16 protein-coding genes and 1 pseudogene are annotated in these 18512 nt (G+C 48.4%); 12 read left to right on the top strand and 5 right to left on the bottom strand.

Annotated elements, in window-relative coordinates; all coding sequences use genetic code 11:
- Positions 1–6 precede the first annotated feature (6 nt).
- Both BWI93_RS21175 and BWI93_RS21170 read right to left on the bottom strand, forming a co-directional pair.
- Positions 7–381: a hypothetical protein gene (locus BWI93_RS21175; protein ID WP_094814987.1), complete on the bottom strand. Its 375-nt coding sequence runs from the start codon at positions 379–381 to the stop codon at positions 7–9.
- An 87-nt stretch (positions 382–468) separates the two neighbouring features.
- A complete protein-coding gene (locus BWI93_RS21170) occupies positions 469–678 on the bottom strand; it encodes an AtpZ/AtpI family protein (RefSeq protein WP_094814985.1) in 210 nt (69 codons plus the stop codon).
- A 159-nt stretch (positions 679–837) separates the two neighbouring features.
- On the opposite strand from BWI93_RS21170, the gene BWI93_RS21165 reads away from it, so the two are divergent.
- The gene (locus BWI93_RS21165) at positions 838–2955 is read left to right on the top strand and encodes a tetratricopeptide repeat protein (protein WP_176454293.1); all 2118 of its coding nucleotides are present in this window, start codon (positions 838–840) and stop codon (positions 2953–2955) included.
- A gap of 268 nt (positions 2956–3223) precedes the next feature.
- Here BWI93_RS21165 and ettA read toward each other — a convergent pair whose 3' ends face one another.
- Complete coding sequence (gene ettA / locus BWI93_RS21160) at positions 3224–4891, bottom strand: energy-dependent translational throttle protein EttA (protein ID WP_094814981.1); 1668 nt, start codon at positions 4889–4891, stop codon at positions 3224–3226.
- A gap of 87 nt (positions 4892–4978) precedes the next feature.
- Between ettA and BWI93_RS21155 the strand changes: the two genes are divergently transcribed.
- Complete coding sequence (locus BWI93_RS21155) at positions 4979–6280, top strand: DUF349 domain-containing protein (protein ID WP_094814979.1); 1302 nt, start codon at positions 4979–4981, stop codon at positions 6278–6280.
- 151 nt (positions 6281–6431) lie between these two features.
- Positions 6432–7763 (top strand): S41 family peptidase, encoded by a 1332-nt coding sequence (locus tag BWI93_RS21150; RefSeq protein WP_094814977.1) that lies wholly within the window; start codon positions 6432–6434, stop codon positions 7761–7763.
- Positions 7764–7872: 109 nt separating this feature from the next.
- On the opposite strand, the gene BWI93_RS21145 is transcribed toward BWI93_RS21150, so the two are convergent.
- Positions 7873–8508 carry a porin family protein gene (locus BWI93_RS21145; protein ID WP_094814975.1) on the bottom strand — a complete coding sequence of 212 codons (636 nt, stop codon included), beginning with the start codon at positions 8506–8508 and terminating at the stop codon, positions 7873–7875.
- Positions 8509–8763: 255 nt separating this feature from the next.
- Positions 8764–9705, bottom strand: a complete 942-nt coding sequence (locus BWI93_RS21140) for a GDP-L-fucose synthase (protein WP_094815061.1) — start codon at positions 9703–9705, stop codon at positions 8764–8766.
- Positions 9706–9863: 158 nt separating this feature from the next.
- Here BWI93_RS21140 and BWI93_RS21135 point away from each other — a divergent pair, with 158 nt between their 5' ends.
- The 9 genes and pseudogenes from BWI93_RS21135 to BWI93_RS21095 all read left to right on the top strand — a co-directional run bounded on the left by BWI93_RS21135 (position 9864) and on the right by BWI93_RS21095 (position 18437).
- Positions 9864–10931: a toxin-antitoxin system YwqK family antitoxin gene (locus BWI93_RS21135; RefSeq protein ID WP_141217555.1), complete on the top strand. Its 1068-nt coding sequence runs from the start codon at positions 9864–9866 to the stop codon at positions 10929–10931.
- Positions 10932–11157: 226 nt separating this feature from the next.
- Positions 11158–11721 (top strand): DUF177 domain-containing protein, encoded by a 564-nt coding sequence (locus tag BWI93_RS21130; protein ID WP_094814971.1) that lies wholly within the window; start codon positions 11158–11160, stop codon positions 11719–11721.
- 81 nt (positions 11722–11802) lie between these two features.
- Positions 11803–11997, top strand: coding sequence for a 50S ribosomal protein L32 (gene rpmF / locus BWI93_RS21125; protein ID WP_094814969.1), 195 nt, complete (start codon positions 11803–11805; stop codon positions 11995–11997).
- A 155-nt stretch (positions 11998–12152) separates the two neighbouring features.
- Complete coding sequence (gene plsX, locus BWI93_RS21120) at positions 12153–13088, top strand: phosphate acyltransferase PlsX (RefSeq protein ID WP_094814967.1); 936 nt, start codon at positions 12153–12155, stop codon at positions 13086–13088.
- 66 nt (positions 13089–13154) lie between these two features.
- On the top strand, positions 13155–14141 hold the full coding sequence (locus tag BWI93_RS21115; protein WP_094814965.1) for a beta-ketoacyl-ACP synthase III: 987 nt from the start codon (positions 13155–13157) through the stop codon (positions 14139–14141).
- A gap of 157 nt (positions 14142–14298) precedes the next feature.
- Complete coding sequence (gene efp / locus BWI93_RS21110; protein ID WP_094814963.1) at positions 14299–14862, top strand: elongation factor P; 564 nt, start codon at positions 14299–14301, stop codon at positions 14860–14862.
- Positions 14863–14916: 54 nt separating this feature from the next.
- Positions 14917–15390, top strand: coding sequence for an acetyl-CoA carboxylase biotin carboxyl carrier protein (gene accB, locus BWI93_RS21105; protein ID WP_094814961.1), 474 nt, complete (start codon positions 14917–14919; stop codon positions 15388–15390).
- A 90-nt stretch (positions 15391–15480) separates the two neighbouring features.
- A pseudogene (accC, locus tag BWI93_RS21100) lies at positions 15481–16820 on the top strand (acetyl-CoA carboxylase biotin carboxylase subunit).
- 177 nt (positions 16821–16997) lie between these two features.
- Positions 16998–18437, top strand: a complete 1440-nt coding sequence (locus tag BWI93_RS21095) for an amino acid permease (RefSeq protein WP_094814959.1) — start codon at positions 16998–17000, stop codon at positions 18435–18437.
- The last annotated feature ends 75 nt before the right edge of the window (positions 18438–18512 follow it).

Here is an 18512-nt window from a genome sequence, read left to right as displayed (position 1 = left end):
GGGATTTCAGGGCTTTTTCTCCGAAAAGTGCCGCAAGTTACTATACACGCCCGCAATTTCAAAACCTGTGAAAAATAAATAGAGTACAAAAAATTGAAGAATGAAGTGCTTGATGGCAAGGGTACCTAGAAAAAAGTAGACTATTAGGAATACAAAACTCAAAATCATCCGCAATACCATGCTGCCCAGGTAAAAGTTAACGAATTTGTCGCCATTGTCCGCTAATCCCCATTTGACAAGCCGATAATTGAGAAAACCCAGGCAGGCAAAAAAGGCCAGCATATCCCAGCTATCGGGATGTATCCAGGCCTGAAGCCCCAATCGAGGAGCTAGAAAAAATACAATTCCTACGAGAAGTACGGGCAGGAGGGTTCGCCACATGTTGGGGTTTGATTAATACCAGCCTGCAAAGGTAAGGCTTTGAAAAAAGTTCTCCTACCGCTTTTCCAGGTTTCAATGGCTGAGTTTTTAGGTTTTGGGTAGCCCCCGAATGAGAGAAATCAGGGCAGCTGCAATAAAAAATAGCGAACAGCCAATGGTAAACCAGGGCGTTTTTGTACCGACCCATTCGTCGAGCTTCAGCCCTAAAAAAACACCCACGCCAATTGTGACCAGCATTTGCATGGCCAGACCCGTATACCGGATGTAGGGGTTAAAATTCCGTTCTTCATTTTCCATAGGATATGCGGCTAGCGACTTATCTCAATTTTTTGAGAGGAATTTACGAACTTGGCATAAAATATGAGCCTGATTCCACGTTTTTAGGTTCGACTCTGCGTTTGATCCATGCCAACTCCATTGTACCGTTATAGCTTTCTCGTACTTCTTTTGCTCGGGATGATTAGCTGTACCCAGCATTCTACAGCCCCAGCGAATGTGGCGTTTCACAACCTGACTTCCAAGTACAACGCCTTATTACAGGCTCAGGAACTGCTAGGGGAAGCCAATAAAACCATTTTTTCCAACCGACGAGATAACTACGCGGCCCTGCTTCCGGTTTTAGTACCGATTGATTCGCAGGTGGCTTTGCTGGTAACCAATGAACTGGCGTCGGTGATTAAAAAAGCGTCCCTGGTAGCCGAGCGGCACCAGAATGCCAAATACCTTGACGATGCCTATCTGGTACTCGGGCAAGCTCGTTTGCAACAGGGTGACATCCGCAACGCCATCGAAACCTTCAAGTATATCAATACGAACTATCCCGATGGCAACGCTCGCTCAGCAGCTTTGATCGGACTCATGCGGGCGTATACGGAGGAAGGCGAGTATAACGTAGCTCTACGCGTAGCAGATGTGGTGCGTAATCTGCCCTTATCCAAAAGCGAAACGCTGGAGTATTACCTGACCAAGGCCTACTTACACCAGCAACGTCGGGAATACGCCGTAGCCGCTGCGATTCTGGAAGAGAGCTTACCGATGATGCCTAAAAATGATAGGAAGGCTCGGGTGTACTATGCATTGGGGCAGTTGTACGAACTAACGGACAAGCCAGCCAAGGCCATGAGTCAATACGCGGCCGTTCAGCGGAATCGGCCCAATTACGATCTGTCGTTTTATGCTCGACTGAACTCGCTGCTCAATCAGCCAAATCAGGATCCCAAGGTGAGTTTTAACCGCATGCTACGGGATCGTAAAAACGCCGATTTACAGGATCAGATTTATTTTGCCATGGGGTCCTACGAAGAGCGGCGTGGCCATATTCGGGAAGCTATTCCTTACTACAAAAGAGCCGCCAGCCTGGCCGCTCAGAAACCGGAACAACTGGCGGCAGTCTACCTGCGTATTGCGGATTTGAGTTACGACCCGCTACAGGATTACGAAAGTGCCCAAATGTACTACGATAGCACGGTACAACTCAGACCCCGCAACCTGGGTAATCTGGCCCAGATCACGGAAAAGAAACGGGGGCTCGATCAGTTTGTCATGCACTTACGAGTCATCAAAACGGAAGATAGTCTGCAAAGACTGGCGGCGATGAATCCTACCCAGCTGGACAAGTACCTGGAGAAGGTGGTAAGCGATCGTCAGGCGAAGGAAGCCGCCGAAAAAAGACTGGCCGAGGAAAAAGCCGCCCGGGCCCGGCAGGAACAAATGCTAGCGGCATCGGGCATTCAGCCGGATAATGTACAGGCCTCCAATGTCTGGTACTTTTACAACCCTAATTCGGTGCAACGGGGTAGACAGGAGTTTCAGGAGAAATGGGGTACCCGAAAGCTGGAAGATAACTGGCGGCGGGTGACCAAGGAAACCTCCCTGACTTCGGATAATTCGAACATTACCGCTGTACGTCAGCAAGGGGCTGTTGACCCTTCTAATCCACAGGCTACTCAGGCGGTTTCGCCCTTACAGGCTGAAGTCGAAAGTATGAAAAAGACGATTCCGTTTACGCCGGAAGCCCTGGATGCTTCGCGTAAAAAACAGGAACTGGCTTATTTTGAACTGGGCAAGTTGTACCGGTTGACGCTGAATGAAAATCAGAAAGCCATTCAAACTTTTGAACAGCTACTGACGCTCTTCCCCAGAACGCAGTACGAATCCGAGACGCTGTATTTGCTCTATCTGGCTACCGAAGGAACACCCCGGCAGGGGGAGTACAAAAATCGTCTATTTCAGAAATTCCCCGATTCGTACTATGTGCGTCTGATTAACCGTAGCAGCCTGACCCCTTTGACGGCAGGAGCTGAATCGGAAGCCCAGAATCTGTACGCTCAGGCCTACGAAACCTACCGTCAGGGCGATTATACCAATGCGTTATCGCAAACCGAGCGTGGATTACAGGCTTACGCGGGAAATGCACTCGAAGATAAATTCGCCCTGCTCAAAGCGATGCTGATGGCGAAAACGCAAAATGCGGAGGCGTACCGAAAAGCACTCAATGAATTTATTCAGAATTATCCCGGAAGTAATTTGAAGCCTATGGCAGAAGAGATGCTGACGGCAGCCAAAGGCAAATGAGACGTTTGAGGCTTACGTTTTTGCCAGATACGGCACGACAGGCTATTGTTCAGATTACCCCATTGACAAACATTTGATTACCGAATGTATGGGTTAATGAGTACCGAAAACAAGCTGCGAGTGGAAGAGCGTATAGAACGCTCTGTGGTGCATACGTGATGGCAGAAGTATAGATTGCCCTGGATAGCAGAACCTAGAGCGATGCTAATCGATACGTAACCTAAAAAAAGTCCGGCACTGGTACGTTCGCATACCAGTGCCGGACTTTTTATACCAGTTTTTTATACTTGATCCGTTTCGGTGTAGCGTCCGTACCCAGACGTTTGCGACGGTTTTCTTCGTACTCGCTAAAGTTTCCTTCGAAGTAGTATACCTGTGAATCGCCTTCAAAGGCCAGAATGTGCGTAGCAATCCGGTCGAGGAACCAGCGGTCGTGGGAAATAATGACGGCACAACCCGCAAAGTTTTCCAGACCTTCTTCCAGGGCCCGCAGCGTGTTGATGTCGAGGTCGTTGGTCGGCTCATCTAACAGCAGCAGGTTCGAACCTTCCTTCAGCATCATGGCCAGGTGGACGCGGTTTCGCTCACCCCCGGACAGGTTTGAAATCTTCTTCTCCTGATCTGAACCGCCAAAGTTGAAGCGACTCACGTACGCCCGGGAGTTGACCATACGTCCCCCCAATAGCATCGGGTCGTTGCCCCCCGAAATGGTTTCGTAGACCGACTTATCCGCTTTCAGGTTATCGTGTAACTGATCGACGTAAGCCAGTTGAACCGTTTCGCCGACTTCAACCGTGCCCGTATCAGGATTTTCCTGACCCGTCAGTAATTTGAAAAGTGTCGTTTTCCCGGCACCGTTCGGCCCAATTACGCCGACGATACCTGCTGGAGGAAGCGAAAAGGTTAAATTTTCAAAAAGAATTTTATCGCCGTAAGCTTTCGAAACATTCTCAATTTCGATGACCTTACTGCCCAGACGGGGACCGGCCGGAATAAAGATCTCCAGTTTGTCTTCCCGTTCTCTGACATCTTCGTTCAGGAGGCGTTCGTAGGCACCCAAACGAGCCTTCGATTTAGCCTGACGAGCCTTAGGGGCCATGCGTACCCAGTCCAGCTCGCGTTGCAGGGTCTTCTGACGCTTCGATTCCTGCTTTTCTTCCTGCGAAAGTCGTTTCTGTTTCTGCTCCAGCCAGGAGGTATAATTTCCTTTCCAGGGAATACCTTCACCCCGATCCAGTTCCAGAATCCAGCCCGCTACGTTGTCCAGGAAATAGCGGTCGTGGGTAACGGCAATAACTGTACCCTTATATTGCCGCAGGTGTTCTTCCAGCCACAGTACCGATTCCGCATCCAGGTGGTTGGTGGGCTCATCAAGCAGCAGAACGTCAGGTTCTTGAAGTAATAAACGGCATAAAGCAACCCGACGGCGTTCGCCACCAGAAAGCACGCCAATTTTGGCATCTTCGGGTGGACAACGCAGGGCATCCATAGCCCGTTCGAGTTTCGTGTCCAGCTCCCAGGCATCCAGGGCATCAAGTTTTTCCTGCACTTCTCCCTGACGGGCCAGTAGCTTGTCAAAGTCCGCATCGGGTTCACCAAACGCTTCATTGATTTCCTCAAATTCCTTAAGTAAACCTACCACTTCGGCGACACCTTCTTCGACCACCTGGCGAACGGTTTTTTCGGGATCCAGCTGGGGTTCCTGCTCCAGCATACCTACTGAATAACCCGGCGAAAACACCACTTCTCCCTGGTAACTTTTATCGATGCCGGCGATGATTCGCATCAGCGTCGATTTTCCTGAACCGTTCAGACCCAGAATGCCAATTTTTGCCCCGTAGAAAAAGGAAAGAGAAATGTTTTTAATGATCGTTCGACTGGGTGGAATTACTTTACTCACCCGAGACATCGAAAAGATTATGGTTTCGTTACTCATTTTTTGTTTTATTTGTTGCTTGAATATCAGCACTGGCAAAAGTAAGGCGTTCAGGACCGTTTGCCCAGTCTCATCCCTCAAAAACCCATGGAGACCACCATCACACCCAACCGCTACGTAGAAGATACCCACGGTTACACAAAAGAAGGAAAAGTTTATCTGAAAGGCTACGCTGGCTATCCCGACCGGGAAATTGGCTACGTACGCAATACAGAAGAAGAAGCGTTAGATTATTTCCGGAATCGATTTCAGTTAGCTCAGCAAAAAGTCATCCAGCTTCACCAGGATGTGCAGGAAGCTCAAAATAAGGGCTCGTACCTGACTAAACTTTTGCAATTACGCAAAAACCTGCTGGAGTTCGACGGCCTTGGCGATTTTCCGCCCCTGCTGGCGATGCTCGATAAGCTGGAAACGTACCTTCGCGAACTGATCTCCTCGAACCAGGTAAAAAATCTGGAAATTAAACGAGCCCTGCTTGATGAGGTTCACCAGGCCGCTACGACCATTCCCGACTGGAATGAAGCCACGGACAAAATTCAGGAAATCAAAACCAAATGGCTAAAAACCGGACCGGTCGATAAACCCTACCACGATGAAATTGAGGGCGGTTTCGATCGAATTTCGGATGATTTCTTCCAACGCCGTCGCGAATACTACGCCGAACAAAATCGGATCATTGATGAACGCTTTGATAAACTCGAAGACATCGTTGCCGAATCGGAAAAATTAATGCGGAGTACGGAGTTTGATGAAGCCTTTGTACGGGTTCGTCAGCTACAGAATGAGTGGAAAACCGTAGGCCCCGTACCACCCAAGCGGCAAAGTAAGTTATGGAAACGCTTCAAAAAGGCGACGACCATTTTCTTCGACCGCTACAATGCCATGAAAGGCATTACGCCCCGTCCTCGGGTAGATCCCCGTTTACAGGAGCTGCAAAATATTGCGGCCGAAGCAGAAACGCTCACCGCATCTGTACATCAGGATATTATTTCCAAAGCCTCTGACCGGGCCAAGGAATTGCTGGTGAAGTGGAAAGACCTCGCTCCGAAGGTGAAAACGCTGGACCGGAACGTGGCCGAGAAATTCCGCTTAGCCTGCGATAAAGTATTTGAGTTGAACTACCTGCGTCGCGTGATTGGGTATCGCTACCCGGATTTCGACGAGAAGCCGAAACGTGATCAGCTGAAAATTCAGATTTATCAGATGGAATATCTGGTACGCAAGGAGAAGGGCGATCTGGAACAATATCTGGAGTTTGATGGCCGAATCCGGGCTTACGTAGCTGCTGACAAAGCCCTTTTCCAGAAGGTGAATACGCAAAAGCGGAAAGTAGCCGTGAAGGAAATGCTACTGGTTGAATTCAAACGCGATCTGGAAACGGTACTCTAACGATCCGGCATATTATTTTTTTCTAAAAGCCAGTCTTTCGAAAGACTGGCTTTTTTGTTTTAAAAAGTCCTTAAAATGAAATATTATGGGTTGAATTTCAGTTATCTATAGCTTTTGAGACCAATCCTTATTCCAAAACACTATATTCTGAATGAGAGCACTTCAATACGCCATAACGATCTTTTTACTGGGAACACTGGCTTCGTCGTGTAAAAAAGACAATGAGAACGATGTATCTACCGCCACGGCAGATGTACGAGACAGCGTTTACTGGTATAGTCAGGAAATGTATTTATGGCGTGACCGACTACCGTCCAAGGCAACTTTCAATCCTACGAGTTATCAGACTCCGGAAGCAGTCATGGAAAAGGTACGTACCTTCAGTCCGCTGGGTACCAATGGCAAAAATTTAGACCGCTGGAGTTTCGCCACAACTAAGAAAAACTGGGATAATGTAGCTTCTGGAGCAAGTGGCGACTTAGGCATGAGTTTCGGATTCATAGCCGCGAATGACTTACGGGTAGCTTTTGTGTACAAAAATTCCGACCCTGGTAAACAAGGGGTTCAACGCGGCTGGCAGGTGACATTGGTCGACGGTATTGCTGCTACCACTAGTAATGCGGATGCCCTCTCGAAAGCCCTTTTTAAAGAGTCCATGCAAATCACCTTTAAAAAACCGGATGGTACCTCTCAAACCTTATCGCTCAAGGTAGCTTCGTATCAAACCAATCCGGTATTGACGCGTAGCATTATCAGTCAGAATGGTAAAAAAATAGGCTACATCGCCTTTGGTACTTTCCTGGGAGCTACTGCTGCCGCGGAATTAGACGAGGCCTTTGCTTATTTTAAAAGCAATAACGTAACCGATCTGATTTTTGACGAGCGGTACAACGGCGGGGGAGAGGTTGAGCTAGCCGAAAAAATAGCCAACCTGATTGCCCCTCGTTCCGCTGCAGGCAAGCTTATGTACAAGGATACGCATAATCAAAAGTACACGAGTTGGAATGAGACAGTAAACTTTGATAAGACCTTACCTGCGAGTAACCTGAACCTAAGTCAGGTCGTCTTCATTGCTACGGGAGAGACAGCTTCCGCTAGTGAATTACTGATTAACGTACTCAAGCCTTACATGACGGTGAAGGTAGTAGGAGAGACTACCTACGGAAAACCAGCGGGTTATTACCCGTTTTTAGTTATGAATTATTACACATTCCCGCTAGCAGTAAAGCAGGTGAATGCCAGTAATTACGGTGACTATTACGAGGGCCTTCCGGTAGATCGGCAACAGGCGGATGATGTGACCCGCAACTGGGGCGATCCGCAGGAGCTATGTGTTAAAGACGCGTTGAGTTTCATTACGACGGGACAATTCCCGGCTTCGAGCGGACGGCTAGCTAATTTCAAGCCGTATGCCATTCGGGCACATCAGGTAGTGGATTTGCCCGGCGTACTTATGCGAAAGCCCGATACGCCGAAGCTATAATCGGTAGCCACGTTTAAATAGAAAACCTCCAGGCAACGCCCGGAGGTTTTTTTATTAACCTGAAAGTTATCTGTTGTACTGAAAATAAAAGGACGAGTGGGGGAAATGCTTAAAATTTATAACCTACGGAGAGTTGTACCGTCGAATTGCGTAGTTGAACCAAGTCGTTGAAGGACATGTCCGAGTTCTTACTGAATTTAAAGTCTTTATTCAGGTTATTGAAGCCATAATTATAGCGACCACCTACGACGAAATTACCCGCTTCAAATTCCAGTCCGGCTACGCCATCAACCCCTACTTTCTGGAAGGCGTTATTGTAGTTAATGGCAAACCAGCTGTTTAAGCCAATCCGGGCATTGGCCAGGTAACTTACCTGCGGACCGGCCACAATCGATACATTAGGCGTCACGTGAATCTTCGCTAATACGGGTACGCTGATCGTGTTCATCGTCACGGAACCAATTCCATTCAGGACCCGAAAGCCCTGACGTGAGTACAATAACTCCGGCTGAATACTGAATTTCTCGGCCACGGGAATGTCCGCAAACAGACCCGCGTGGAAGTCCGTACGTCCATTGACCAGGTTACCCGGCCGGGGCGAGACGATGACATTTGCCAGGTTCACCCCGCCTTTAATTCCAAAGCGAACGCCCTCGGGCTCGGTCGTCGGGCGGTAGCGATAGGACTGGGCATAGGTTACAATGATAGAAAGAACAAAGGCTGAAGTGAAGAATAATTTTTTCATGGCTTATCAGGGAAATACCCGTTTTATTGTTTTCGTTGCAAGGTCCGTTAGACGATTCAAAAGTGGCTTTGATTTGAATATTTCAAGAATTTCCTGCGTTAAAGAGTGTTAAGCCATTTCTGAAAAAATGTTAAGAAAAAAGGGGAGTTCTGAACCTGAGGCCATAAGCGAAAGGAAACTTTGAAAAAAACCTAAAAAAGAAAGGGAGTCCATCGGTTGATGGCTCCCTGGTCAGAATGAGAAAGGAAAAGCGGCCTACAGGACGCGAATTTCTTCGTGCTCGACAAACTTCTCATATACTTTGCGAATGCCTTCGGGCAGATCCACCCGGTGCTTCCAGCCTAAACCATGCAGTTTGCTTACATCCATGAGCTTCCGCGGCGTACCGTCGGGTTTCGATGTATTCCAAACCAGCTCGCCTTCAAAGCCTACGGTTTCCTTCACCAGTTCAGCCAGGGCTTTAATCGACAAGTCTTCACCCGTACCCACGTTAACAAACTCTTCCCCGTCATAGTGTTGCATGAGGAAATAGCAGGCATCGGCCAGGTCATCCGAGTACAAAAATTCGCGTAAGGGCGAGCCCGTACCCCAGACTTCCACCGTGGGTGAACCATTCACTTTGGCTTCGTGGAATTTCCGGATCAAAGCGGGTAATACGTGCGAGTTCTGTAAATCGTAGTTATCGTTGGGACCGTACAGGTTGGTCGGCATAACCGAGATAAAGTTGCGGCCGTACTGACGACGATACGATTCACACATTTTAATGCCCGCGATTTTGGCAATGGCGTAGGGTTCGTTGGTAGGTTCAAGTTCGCTGGTGAGCAGGTATTCCTCTTTCAAAGGCTGAGGAGCCATTTTTGGATAAATACAGGACGAACCCAGGAACATTAATTTCTTGACGTCCGTTAAGTGAGCCGAATGAATAACGTTATTCTGAATCATCAGATTTTCGTAGAGAAAATCAGCTCGGTAGGTGTTGTTCGCCACGATGCCACCCACCTTGGCGGCGGCTAGAAAGACGTACTCGGGACGTTCTTCTTCAAAAAACTGCTGAACGGCCTCTTGGTTACGCAGATCCAGCTCTTTCGAGCCGCGGAGGGCGAAATTAGTGAAGCCCTCCTGCTGGAGTTTGCGGAGGATTGCCGAGCCAACCATGCCCCGATGGCCAGCAATATAGATTTTTGCGTTTTTTTCCACGATAGTCAACGATTATAATTGGCGGGAAGAGTTACATTTTTCTGCAAAAAACGAAAACTTTCCTATCTCTGCGTAATTCTTTCGCATTTTTGTATTAGATAATCAGCACGTTAAGAAAATAATTCCCGGACGTCTGCGTTCCAACCCCAGTAGAATCTATGCGTATGAGCCTTGATACAACGATAACTAAAATCTCCAGCTTCTGGTTTGTTGCCGGATTATGCGTGTGTCTAAGTCAGACGACTTTCGCCCAGAATGATTCCATCTTTACGACGGCTAAGAAGCCCCTCATCGAGAAAAGCGGCCGCAAAACGATTCTGGACGAACTGAGCGAAAAAAAGAATAAAATCAAGGAGGCTTTCAGCAGTAAGGAAAATTTGAAAAAGGCCGCTCTGGAAGGGGTATCGGCTAGTGCAGGTGTGAACTCTCCACTCGGGGAACTCAACAGTGACGGATTACCGGCCGATCTGGGATTGAAAGTATCGCACCGAACGAAGAAAAGCGGGAAAAAGAAAATCAACAAATTCGCGGCTAGCGAGTACGAGGGCATTCCCATTACCCATATTACCAATCGACTGGGTTCGGGCGAACGAGTGACCATTGAAGAGTTTTTTGTACTTAAAACCTACCAGACTCCCAGCGTATACGTTCGCGATATTCACTGGTTTGATTACCGGGCACACCGGATTCTGACGACTCTGATCAAGGACAAAGAATACGCCCAGATTCTGCACGGACCCTATCGACGATTCCGGGGTGAACACCTGGAAGAAGAGGGGTATTACTACATGGGCACCAAACACGGTCGCTGGGAAAAGTACGGGAAGGATGTGGACGGAGATGAAGGACTGACGGATAAACAGATCTATGAGAAAGGCTTTCCCAACGAATCGGTTATTACGTATTACGATGCGAATCAAACTAAAATCAAGGAAGTAATTCCCAAGATGCACGGGAAGTATACGGGGCTCTACCGCTCGTTTTATGAGGGTGGACAGCTCAAGGAAGAGGGAACGATGGATGATTCCGTACGCGTGAAACTTTGGCGGGAATACCATCAGTTTGGTTCGGGTGGACGTACCAAACGGGATATTCAGTACGGAAAAGACAAGTACGAAGCCATGGAAGGCACGGTGCTGCGGGAGTATGACAACCGGGGCAAATTGGTGTACGAAAACAAAAACAAGGGCAAAAAAGAGGAGGAAGTGGAAGGAGACCGTTTCTAAAACAGCTCTGGGTGGTACGCCAATTTAGCCCTGAATGAACAGAAGAGGATACGGTTCTGAGGCTAAAAATTAACTCGTGGGAGAGCGGGAAGCCCTGAACAAAGCCTGATTTTACGCATAGAAACCCTTAAATATTCACGAAAGTAGGCTGTTCTGGAAAAAATGATTTTTCTACCGTTGTAAAAATCAGCAGATTGGCCTAACTTTGCGAGCCTTTTTGACAGAGATGAGTAATCCAAAGGAATTACGCCAATACGATATTGATATTCTCCAGCTCGAAAACAAGCATTACGACTTTCATTTCGAGGGAGGTAACGAATTTTTCGCTGCTCTGGATCAGAATCTGATTTCAAAAGGAGCCTTTAAAGCGAAAGTAGGTCTGGACAAGTCGTCCACGATGCTGCAACTGAGTTTTGACATTGCCGGTAGCTACGAACTCATCTGCGATCGCAGTCTGGATCCTTTCGAGGAACCATTTCAGACCAAAGAGAAGCAGATTCTGAAGTTTGGAGATAAGGCAGAGCAACTCTCGGATGAAATCGAAATCATTCCCTGGGAAACGGCTACCGTAAATATCGCCCGCTTCCTGTTTGATTTCATCGGCTTAACCGTCCCCATGAAAAAGCTACATCCCCGGTTTCGTACGGCGGAGAGCGATGAAGAGGACGAAGAAGCTACCGCCGAAATTCTGGTGTACTCATCGGCTAAGCCCGACGAAAACGCCGAACCCGAGGTAGATCCCCGCTGGGAAGCCCTGAAAAAGTTGAAAAACGGTTCGAAAGGATCCTGATTTCAGCCCTGGTTAACGCGTATTCATATCGATCAATAGCTAACAAACGGCCGCCTGTAGCGGCTCATAATTAAGAACAACATGGCACACCCTAAACGCCGTCACTCCAGCACCCGTCGTGACAAACGCCGGACTCATGATAATCTGACCGTAAAACAACTGGCAACGGATGCTACTACGGGCGAAGTACACCTGTATCACCGGGCTCACGTACACGAAGGAAATCTGTACTACCGCGGTAAAGTGGTAGTTGAGAACTACAAAGCCAACGCCTAAGTACAGGCGTTCGGAATGGTTAATTGCTGGGTATTCATTGGAGATGAGAGGTTTGACCACTCCGGTCAGCTTCTACCGGTGAACTATCGGCAATTAACCATTTATTTTTTTGGCGAATCCCTTAATTTTGCCCGCCACCAAAATTGGTTACCTGGATGAAGATTGCTGTTGATGTTATGGGGGGTGATTTTGCCCCAAAAGCGATTGTAGAAGGAGCATTGCTGGCTGCTAATGAATTAACCGAGCAAGTTCGAATCGTATTGATTGGAAATCAGGCGGATATTCAGGAAGTTTTAGGTGAACGAACGTTACCTGCTACGATCGAAATTGTACATACCACCGAAGTGATTGCCATGGGCGAGCATCCTACCAAGGCCCTTTCTCAGAAGCCCAATTCCAGCATTGGAGTTGGGTTTAAACTTTTGAAAGAGCGAGTCGTAGATGCTTTCTGCTCGGCTGGCAATACGGGAGCGATGCACGTAGGGGCTCTCTTTAGCGTGAAAGCGGTTGAAGGACTCATTCGGCCCGCTATCGTGGGTTTTGCTCCGCAGGTTTCGGGTAAAATGGCCGTTTTGCTGGATATTGGTGCCAATGCCGACTGTAAGCCCGAAATGCTTGAACAATTCGGTGAAATCGGTTCCCTGTATGCTCAGTATACGCATGGCGTCGATAATCCCCGCGTAGCACTGGTGAATATTGGTGAAGAAGAACAGAAAGGATCACTCGTAGCTCAGGCGGCTCATCAGTTAATGAAAGCCACCAAGAAATACAACTTTATCGGTAACCTCGAAGGTAAAGAGCTGTTTACGGATAAAGCCGACGTGATTGTTTGTGATGGATTTACTGGAAACGTCATTTTAAAAATGGGCGAATCCATTTATGATATTCTTAAAAGCCGGGGTGTGGACGACGAATTTGTCAACCACATGAATTACGAAGCCGCGGGTGGAAGCCCTATTCTAGGCGTGAATGGAAACGTCATTATTGCTCACGGTATTTCTTCCCCGCTAGCGATTAAGAGTATGATTCTATTAGCCAAACGGCAAGTCGAATCAGACGTATATACGAAGATCAAGCAAGCGTTAAGTTAGCAAAGTGAGCACGAATCCGCCGACGTATGGGCAGTGGCTTCGTGCTTTTTTGCTTTAGAATACACTATGAAAATCACTGCAGCGATCACGGGCGTTCACGGATACGTGCCTGACTACATATTGACGAATGAAGAACTTTCGACAATGGTAGATACTTCAGACGAATGGATTACGAGTCGTACGGGCATCAAGGAGCGTCATATTCTCAAAGGCGAAGGACAAGGGACTTCGGTCATGGGCATTGAAGCAGTGAAGGGCTTACTGGCCAAAACGAATACGAAGCCGGAAGAAATAGATTTATTGCTGTGTGCAACGGTTACTCCCGACTACGTATTTCCTTCAACGGCCAATCTGATTGCAACGGCTTGTGGTCTGGGTCACGTACCCAGCTTCGATCTAGGAGCGGCCTGCTCGGGCTTTGTCTATGCACTGACCATCGGATCTCAGTTTATCGAAACCGGGAAATACCGTAAAGTCATTGTGGTAGGAGCTGATAAAATGTCGTCGATCGTTGATTATCAGGATCGGACGACGTGTGTGCTGTTTGGTGACGGAGCCGGAGCTGTTTTGCTCGAACCCAATGCCGATGGATACGGTATTATAGATTCGAAAGTTTATTCGGATGGAGCTGGAGTGCAACATTTGTACCAGAAGGCGGGCGGGAGCAAGTATCCACCCACGCTGGAAACGGTACAGAACCGCGAGCACTTTGCCCGTCAGGAAGGTCAGGCGGTATTCAAATTCGCCGTGGTACGAATGGCCGAAGTCGCCGCCGAAATCATGGAGCGAAATCAATTGACCAGCGAAGAGATTGCCTGGCTGGTGCCTCACCAAGCCAACAAACGCATCATTGATGCGACGGCTCAACGCATGGGCATTGGGCCCGAAAAGGTAATGCTCAATATTCACAAGTACGGTAATACCACCGCAGCTACGATTCCACTGTGTTTGTGGGATTACGAAAGCCAACTCAAGAAAGGCGACAATCTGGTACTGGCTGCCTTTGGCGGTGGGTTTACCTGGGGTGCCGCTTTGGTAAAGTGGGCGATCTAACTTTCTGTACGCATCTTTCCTGATGTTCATCAGGCTTTGAATACGAAGAAAGTAGCCAGCACAAATCCTGGCTACTTTTATTATCAAATACCCTGGTTCCGGTTCACGAAATATCCGTTTGGAATCCAGCAACTCAAGCATTCAAAAATTCTCCTTCATGGCAACGACCGCAGACATCAAAAACGGCCTGGTCATTAATTACAATAACGACCTGTTCCAAATTGTTGAATTCTTACACGTGAAACCCGGTAAAGGCCCCGCTTTCGTACGTACGAAATTGCGGAACCTCACCACGGGTCGGGTTATTGATAACACGTTCAACTCTGGCGTAGCAATTTATCCAGTACGGGTAGAACGTCGTACGTTCCAGTTTCTTTACAAAGACGAAACGGGTTACAACTTCATGGATAACGAAACGTTCGATCAGATTACGCTGGACGAAAAACTCGTGGAAGGTGCTGATCTGATGAAAGAAGGACAGAACGTTGAAATTCTGATCAATACGGAAACGGAAGCTCCCTTAACGATGGAATTACCTCCCTTCGTTGAACTGGAAGTAACCTACGCTGAACCCGGCATCCGCGGGGATACGGCTAACTCCCCCAAGAAACCCGTAGAAGTAGAAACGGGTGCTAAAATCATGGTACCTCTGTTTATCGAGCAAGGTGAAAAAATCCGGATCGATACCCGTACCTACGATTACGTAGAACGCGTAAAGTAATACCGCCAGTCGGCCTGTACGCGTCGACTCTTCAAGACCGAAAATTCATTCACAATGGAAACCAAAGACATACAACATCTACTTGATTTCATCGCCCAGTCTGGATTGGACGAAGTAAACATTGAAACAACTGACCTGAAAATCAGCGTGAAGCGTTACGCGGGTGTAGCAGCTCCCGTGGCGGCTCCAGCTCCGGTAGCAGCCCCCGTAGCCGCTCCGGCTCCGGTAGTTACCCCGAGTGCTCCGGCGGCTCCGGCCCAGCCAGCAGCGGCGGCGGAAGCTTCCAACCTGATTACGGTTAAGTCACCCATGATCGGTACGTTCTACCGGGCGGGTAGCCCCGATGCTCCGGCATTCGTGGAAGTAGGTACGGAAATCAAACCCGGTAAAGTAGTTTGTGTGGTCGAAGCCATGAAACTTTTCAACGAAATCGAGTCAGAAGTATCTGGCCGTATCGTGAAAGTACTGGTTGAAAATGCCACGCCGGTAGAATACGACCAGCCGCTGTTCTTAGTTGAACCTGTGTAAGTTAGTTTTCTGTTTTCAGACGTCCGTTTTCAGTAGGAGCGGACGTTAATTTTAGTGAATACGGAAAACCGAAAACTGCAAACTGAAAAGATGTTTAAAAAGATATTAATTGCCAACCGTGGCGAGATTGCCCTGCGGATCATCCGTACCTGTCGGGAAATGGGTATTAAAACGGTGGCTGTATACTCGACTGCCGATCGCGAAAGTCTGCACGTACGTTTTGCGGATGAGGCAGTATGTATCGGGCCTCCGCCAAGTCGCCAGTCTTATTTAAGTATCCCCAACTTGATTTCAGCGGCTGAAGTAACCGGTGCCGATGCCATTCACCCCGGTTATGGATCCTTTCGGAAAATGCCGAGTTTTCGCAAATCTGCCGCGAATACGGAATCAAGTTCATTGGAGCTACTCCCGAGCAAATCAATTCCATGGGTGACAAGGCTACGGCCAAGGCAACCATGAAAGCCGCTGGCGTACCGGTTATCCCCGGTTCTGACGGTTTGCTGGAATCCCTGGAGCAGGGAATCGAGTTGGCCCGTGGCATTTACCCCGTCATCATCAAGGCTACGGCCGGTGGAGGTGGACGCGGTATGCGGGTCATTCGCAGCGAAGAAGAATTCGAAAAAGCCTGGCACGACGCTCGTACGGAATCGGCGGCGGCGTTTGGTAATGACGGTCTGTACATGGAGAAATTCGTGGAAGAGCCCCGTCACATCGAAATTCAGATCGTTGGGGATCAGTTTGGTCGGGTGTGCCACCTGTCCGAACGCGATTGCTCCATCCAGCGTCGTCACCAGAAACTGGTCGAAGAAACGCCTTCTCCCATCATTACGCCGGAGTTACGGGCGAAAATGGGTGAGGCCGCCATCAAAGGAGCATCCGCCATCGGTTACGAAGGAGCGGGTACCATTGAGTTCCTGGTCGACAAACACGGTAACTTCTACTTCATGGAAATGAATACCCGTATTCAGGTAGAACACCCGATTACGGAAGAAGTAACCGATTTCGATTTGATCAAAGAACAAATCAAAGTGGCCGCCGGTGTACCCATTTCAGGTCAGAGCTACAGTCCGAAACTGTACTCGATGGAATGTCGCATCAATGCCGAAGATCCAGGACATAATTTCCGTCCGGCTCCCGGTAAAATCACGACGCTGCACCTGCCCGGTGGTCACGGCGTACGGATTGACAGCCACGTATACGCGGGTTACACCATTCCGCCGAATTATGATTCCATGATTGCCAAGGTAATCGTAACGGGTCAGAGTCGGGAAGAAGTGATTACGCGGATGAAACGGGCTCTGTCGGAATTCGTCATCGAAGGCGTAAAAACGACGATTCCTTTCCATTTGCGACTCATGGACGATCCGTCTTTCCAAAGCGGACAGTTCACGACGCAGTTCCTCAATGACTTCGATTTCAGTGGACTTTAAGAGTCAACTGCTGTTGATACTGAAAAAGGCTGGAGCGATCCAGCCTTTTTTTATGGCTTGAAAGTCCGGAAACTTGCCGCACTTTCGTTCCAGATGATCCTATTTTCAGGGTCAACGATAGCGGGATCGCCCTTCGCAAATTATATTTACAAAATTCCCTACCAAAAAGATAGATTAATGAGCCGGATTAAGTCCATTGCTTCGCTGCAAACCGAAGCTGCCGAACAAGGCAGTAATACCCTGAAACGAAGCCTGAGTTCCTGGAATCTAATTGCCATTGGCATTGGCGTAATCATTGGAGCCGGCTTGTTTTCGCTGACGGGCATTGCGGCAGCCAACAATACGGGTCCGGCCGTCGTGCTATCCTTTTTGCTGGCCGCTGTTGGTTGTGCATTCAGTGCCTTATGTTACGCCGAATTTGCTTCCATGGTGCCCGTAGCGGGTAGTGCCTATACGTATGCCTACGCCACCATGGGCGAACTTTTCGCCTGGATCATCGGCTGGGATTTAATCCTCGAATACTCTGTAGGAGCAGCAACCGTTTCGATTAGCTGGTCGCAATACCTGATTAAATTTCTGTCTTCCTACGGGATTCACCTGCCACCGCAGTGGGTACGCGGTCCTTTTGAAGCCGTAACGCTGGCGGATGGTAGTACAGTCAGCGGAATTATGAATTTGCCGGCCCTGCTTATTCTCTGGATCATCACCGCCATTATCATTCGCGGTACGAAGGGATCGGCCTGGGTGAATGGCATCATTGTGGCGATCAAAGTGGCCGTAGTAATCGTGTTTATTGCGTTGGGTATTCAGTACATCAAACCGGAGAACTATCATCCGTTCATTCCTGAAAACACGGGTACTTTCGGCGAATTCGGAGCGAGTGGAATCCTTCGCGGAGCCGGTGTGATTTTCTTCGTATTCATTGGTTTCGACATTGTAGCGGCGATGGCTCAGGAAGCCCGCAATCCCCAACGAACCATGCCCATTGGCATTATTGGGTCTTTGGCCATCTGTACGGTATTATTCGTGGTCTTTGGCTTTGTCCTTACGGGTATGGCTCACTATACGGAATTCAAAAATAGTGCGGCTCCCATCGCCGTCGCGATCGAAAAAACACCGTATCAGTGGCTACAGCAACTGATCATCCTGGGAATTCTGATTGGGTATACCTCCGTAATCATGGTGGACTTGCTGGGACAGTCCCGGGTATTCTATACCATGAGTAAAGACGGCCTGCTGCCCAGAGTCTTTTCCAGCCTGCATCCGCGTTTTCAGACACCGCATAAATCCAACGTTTTATTGTGCGTTTTCATTAGTTTATTTGCCGGGTTCATGCCCATTCATATCGTAGGTGAAATGGTTAGTATCGGTACATTACTGGCTTTTGTAATGGTTTGTCTGGGCGTGATTGTCCTCCGAAAACGTCAACCCGAGACGCCTCGTCCATTCCGTACGCCCTGGGTACCCGTAGTGCCTATTTTAGGGATCCTCACGTGTTTGCTCATGATGTTTTCCCTGCCCGTAGATACCTGGATCCGCCTAATCGTATGGTTGCTGATTGGCTTCGCGATTTATTTTCTGTATGGGAAAAAACAAAGCAAACTGCGGGAAGAATAAGTTTAAAAAGGCCTGATTGATTTGAATTCTGAATACCTGCCTTCTATTTTTTTAAAAGAGCAGATAAATAGGTAC

It is taken from the genome of Siphonobacter sp. BAB-5385, from assembly GCF_002261125.1.
Classification (GTDB): domain Bacteria; phylum Bacteroidota; class Bacteroidia; order Cytophagales; family Spirosomataceae; genus Siphonobacter.
The sequence above is the reverse complement of the archived record's forward strand: the minus strand, read 5'-3'. Positions and strand labels throughout refer to the sequence as shown.

Coding starts and splice junctions, on each gene's coding strand:
- BWI93_RS21175 (WP_094814987.1), bottom strand. CDS start 381: ATGTGGCGAACCCTCCTGCCCGTACTTCTCGTAGGAATTGTATTTTTT.
- BWI93_RS21170 (WP_094814985.1), bottom strand. CDS start 678: ATGGAAAATGAAGAACGGAATTTTAACCCCTACATCCGGTATACGGGT.
- BWI93_RS21165 (WP_176454293.1), top strand. CDS start 838: ATGATTAGCTGTACCCAGCATTCTACAGCCCCAGCGAATGTGGCGTTT.
- ettA (WP_094814981.1), bottom strand. CDS start 4,891: ATGAGTAACGAAACCATAATCTTTTCGATGTCTCGGGTGAGTAAAGTA.
- BWI93_RS21155 (WP_094814979.1), top strand. CDS start 4,979: ATGGAGACCACCATCACACCCAACCGCTACGTAGAAGATACCCACGGT.
- BWI93_RS21150 (WP_094814977.1), top strand. CDS start 6,432: ATGAGAGCACTTCAATACGCCATAACGATCTTTTTACTGGGAACACTG.
- BWI93_RS21145 (WP_094814975.1), bottom strand. CDS start 8,508: ATGAAAAAATTATTCTTCACTTCAGCCTTTGTTCTTTCTATCATTGTA.
- BWI93_RS21135 (WP_141217555.1), top strand. CDS start 9,864: ATGCGTATGAGCCTTGATACAACGATAACTAAAATCTCCAGCTTCTGG.
- BWI93_RS21130 (WP_094814971.1), top strand. CDS start 11,158: ATGAGTAATCCAAAGGAATTACGCCAATACGATATTGATATTCTCCAG.
- rpmF (WP_094814969.1), top strand. CDS start 11,803: ATGGCACACCCTAAACGCCGTCACTCCAGCACCCGTCGTGACAAACGC.
- plsX (WP_094814967.1), top strand. CDS start 12,153: ATGAAGATTGCTGTTGATGTTATGGGGGGTGATTTTGCCCCAAAAGCG.
- BWI93_RS21115 (WP_094814965.1), top strand. CDS start 13,155: ATGAAAATCACTGCAGCGATCACGGGCGTTCACGGATACGTGCCTGAC.
- efp (WP_094814963.1), top strand. CDS start 14,299: ATGGCAACGACCGCAGACATCAAAAACGGCCTGGTCATTAATTACAAT.
- accB (WP_094814961.1), top strand. CDS start 14,917: ATGGAAACCAAAGACATACAACATCTACTTGATTTCATCGCCCAGTCT.
- BWI93_RS21095 (WP_094814959.1), top strand. CDS start 16,998: ATGAGCCGGATTAAGTCCATTGCTTCGCTGCAAACCGAAGCTGCCGAA.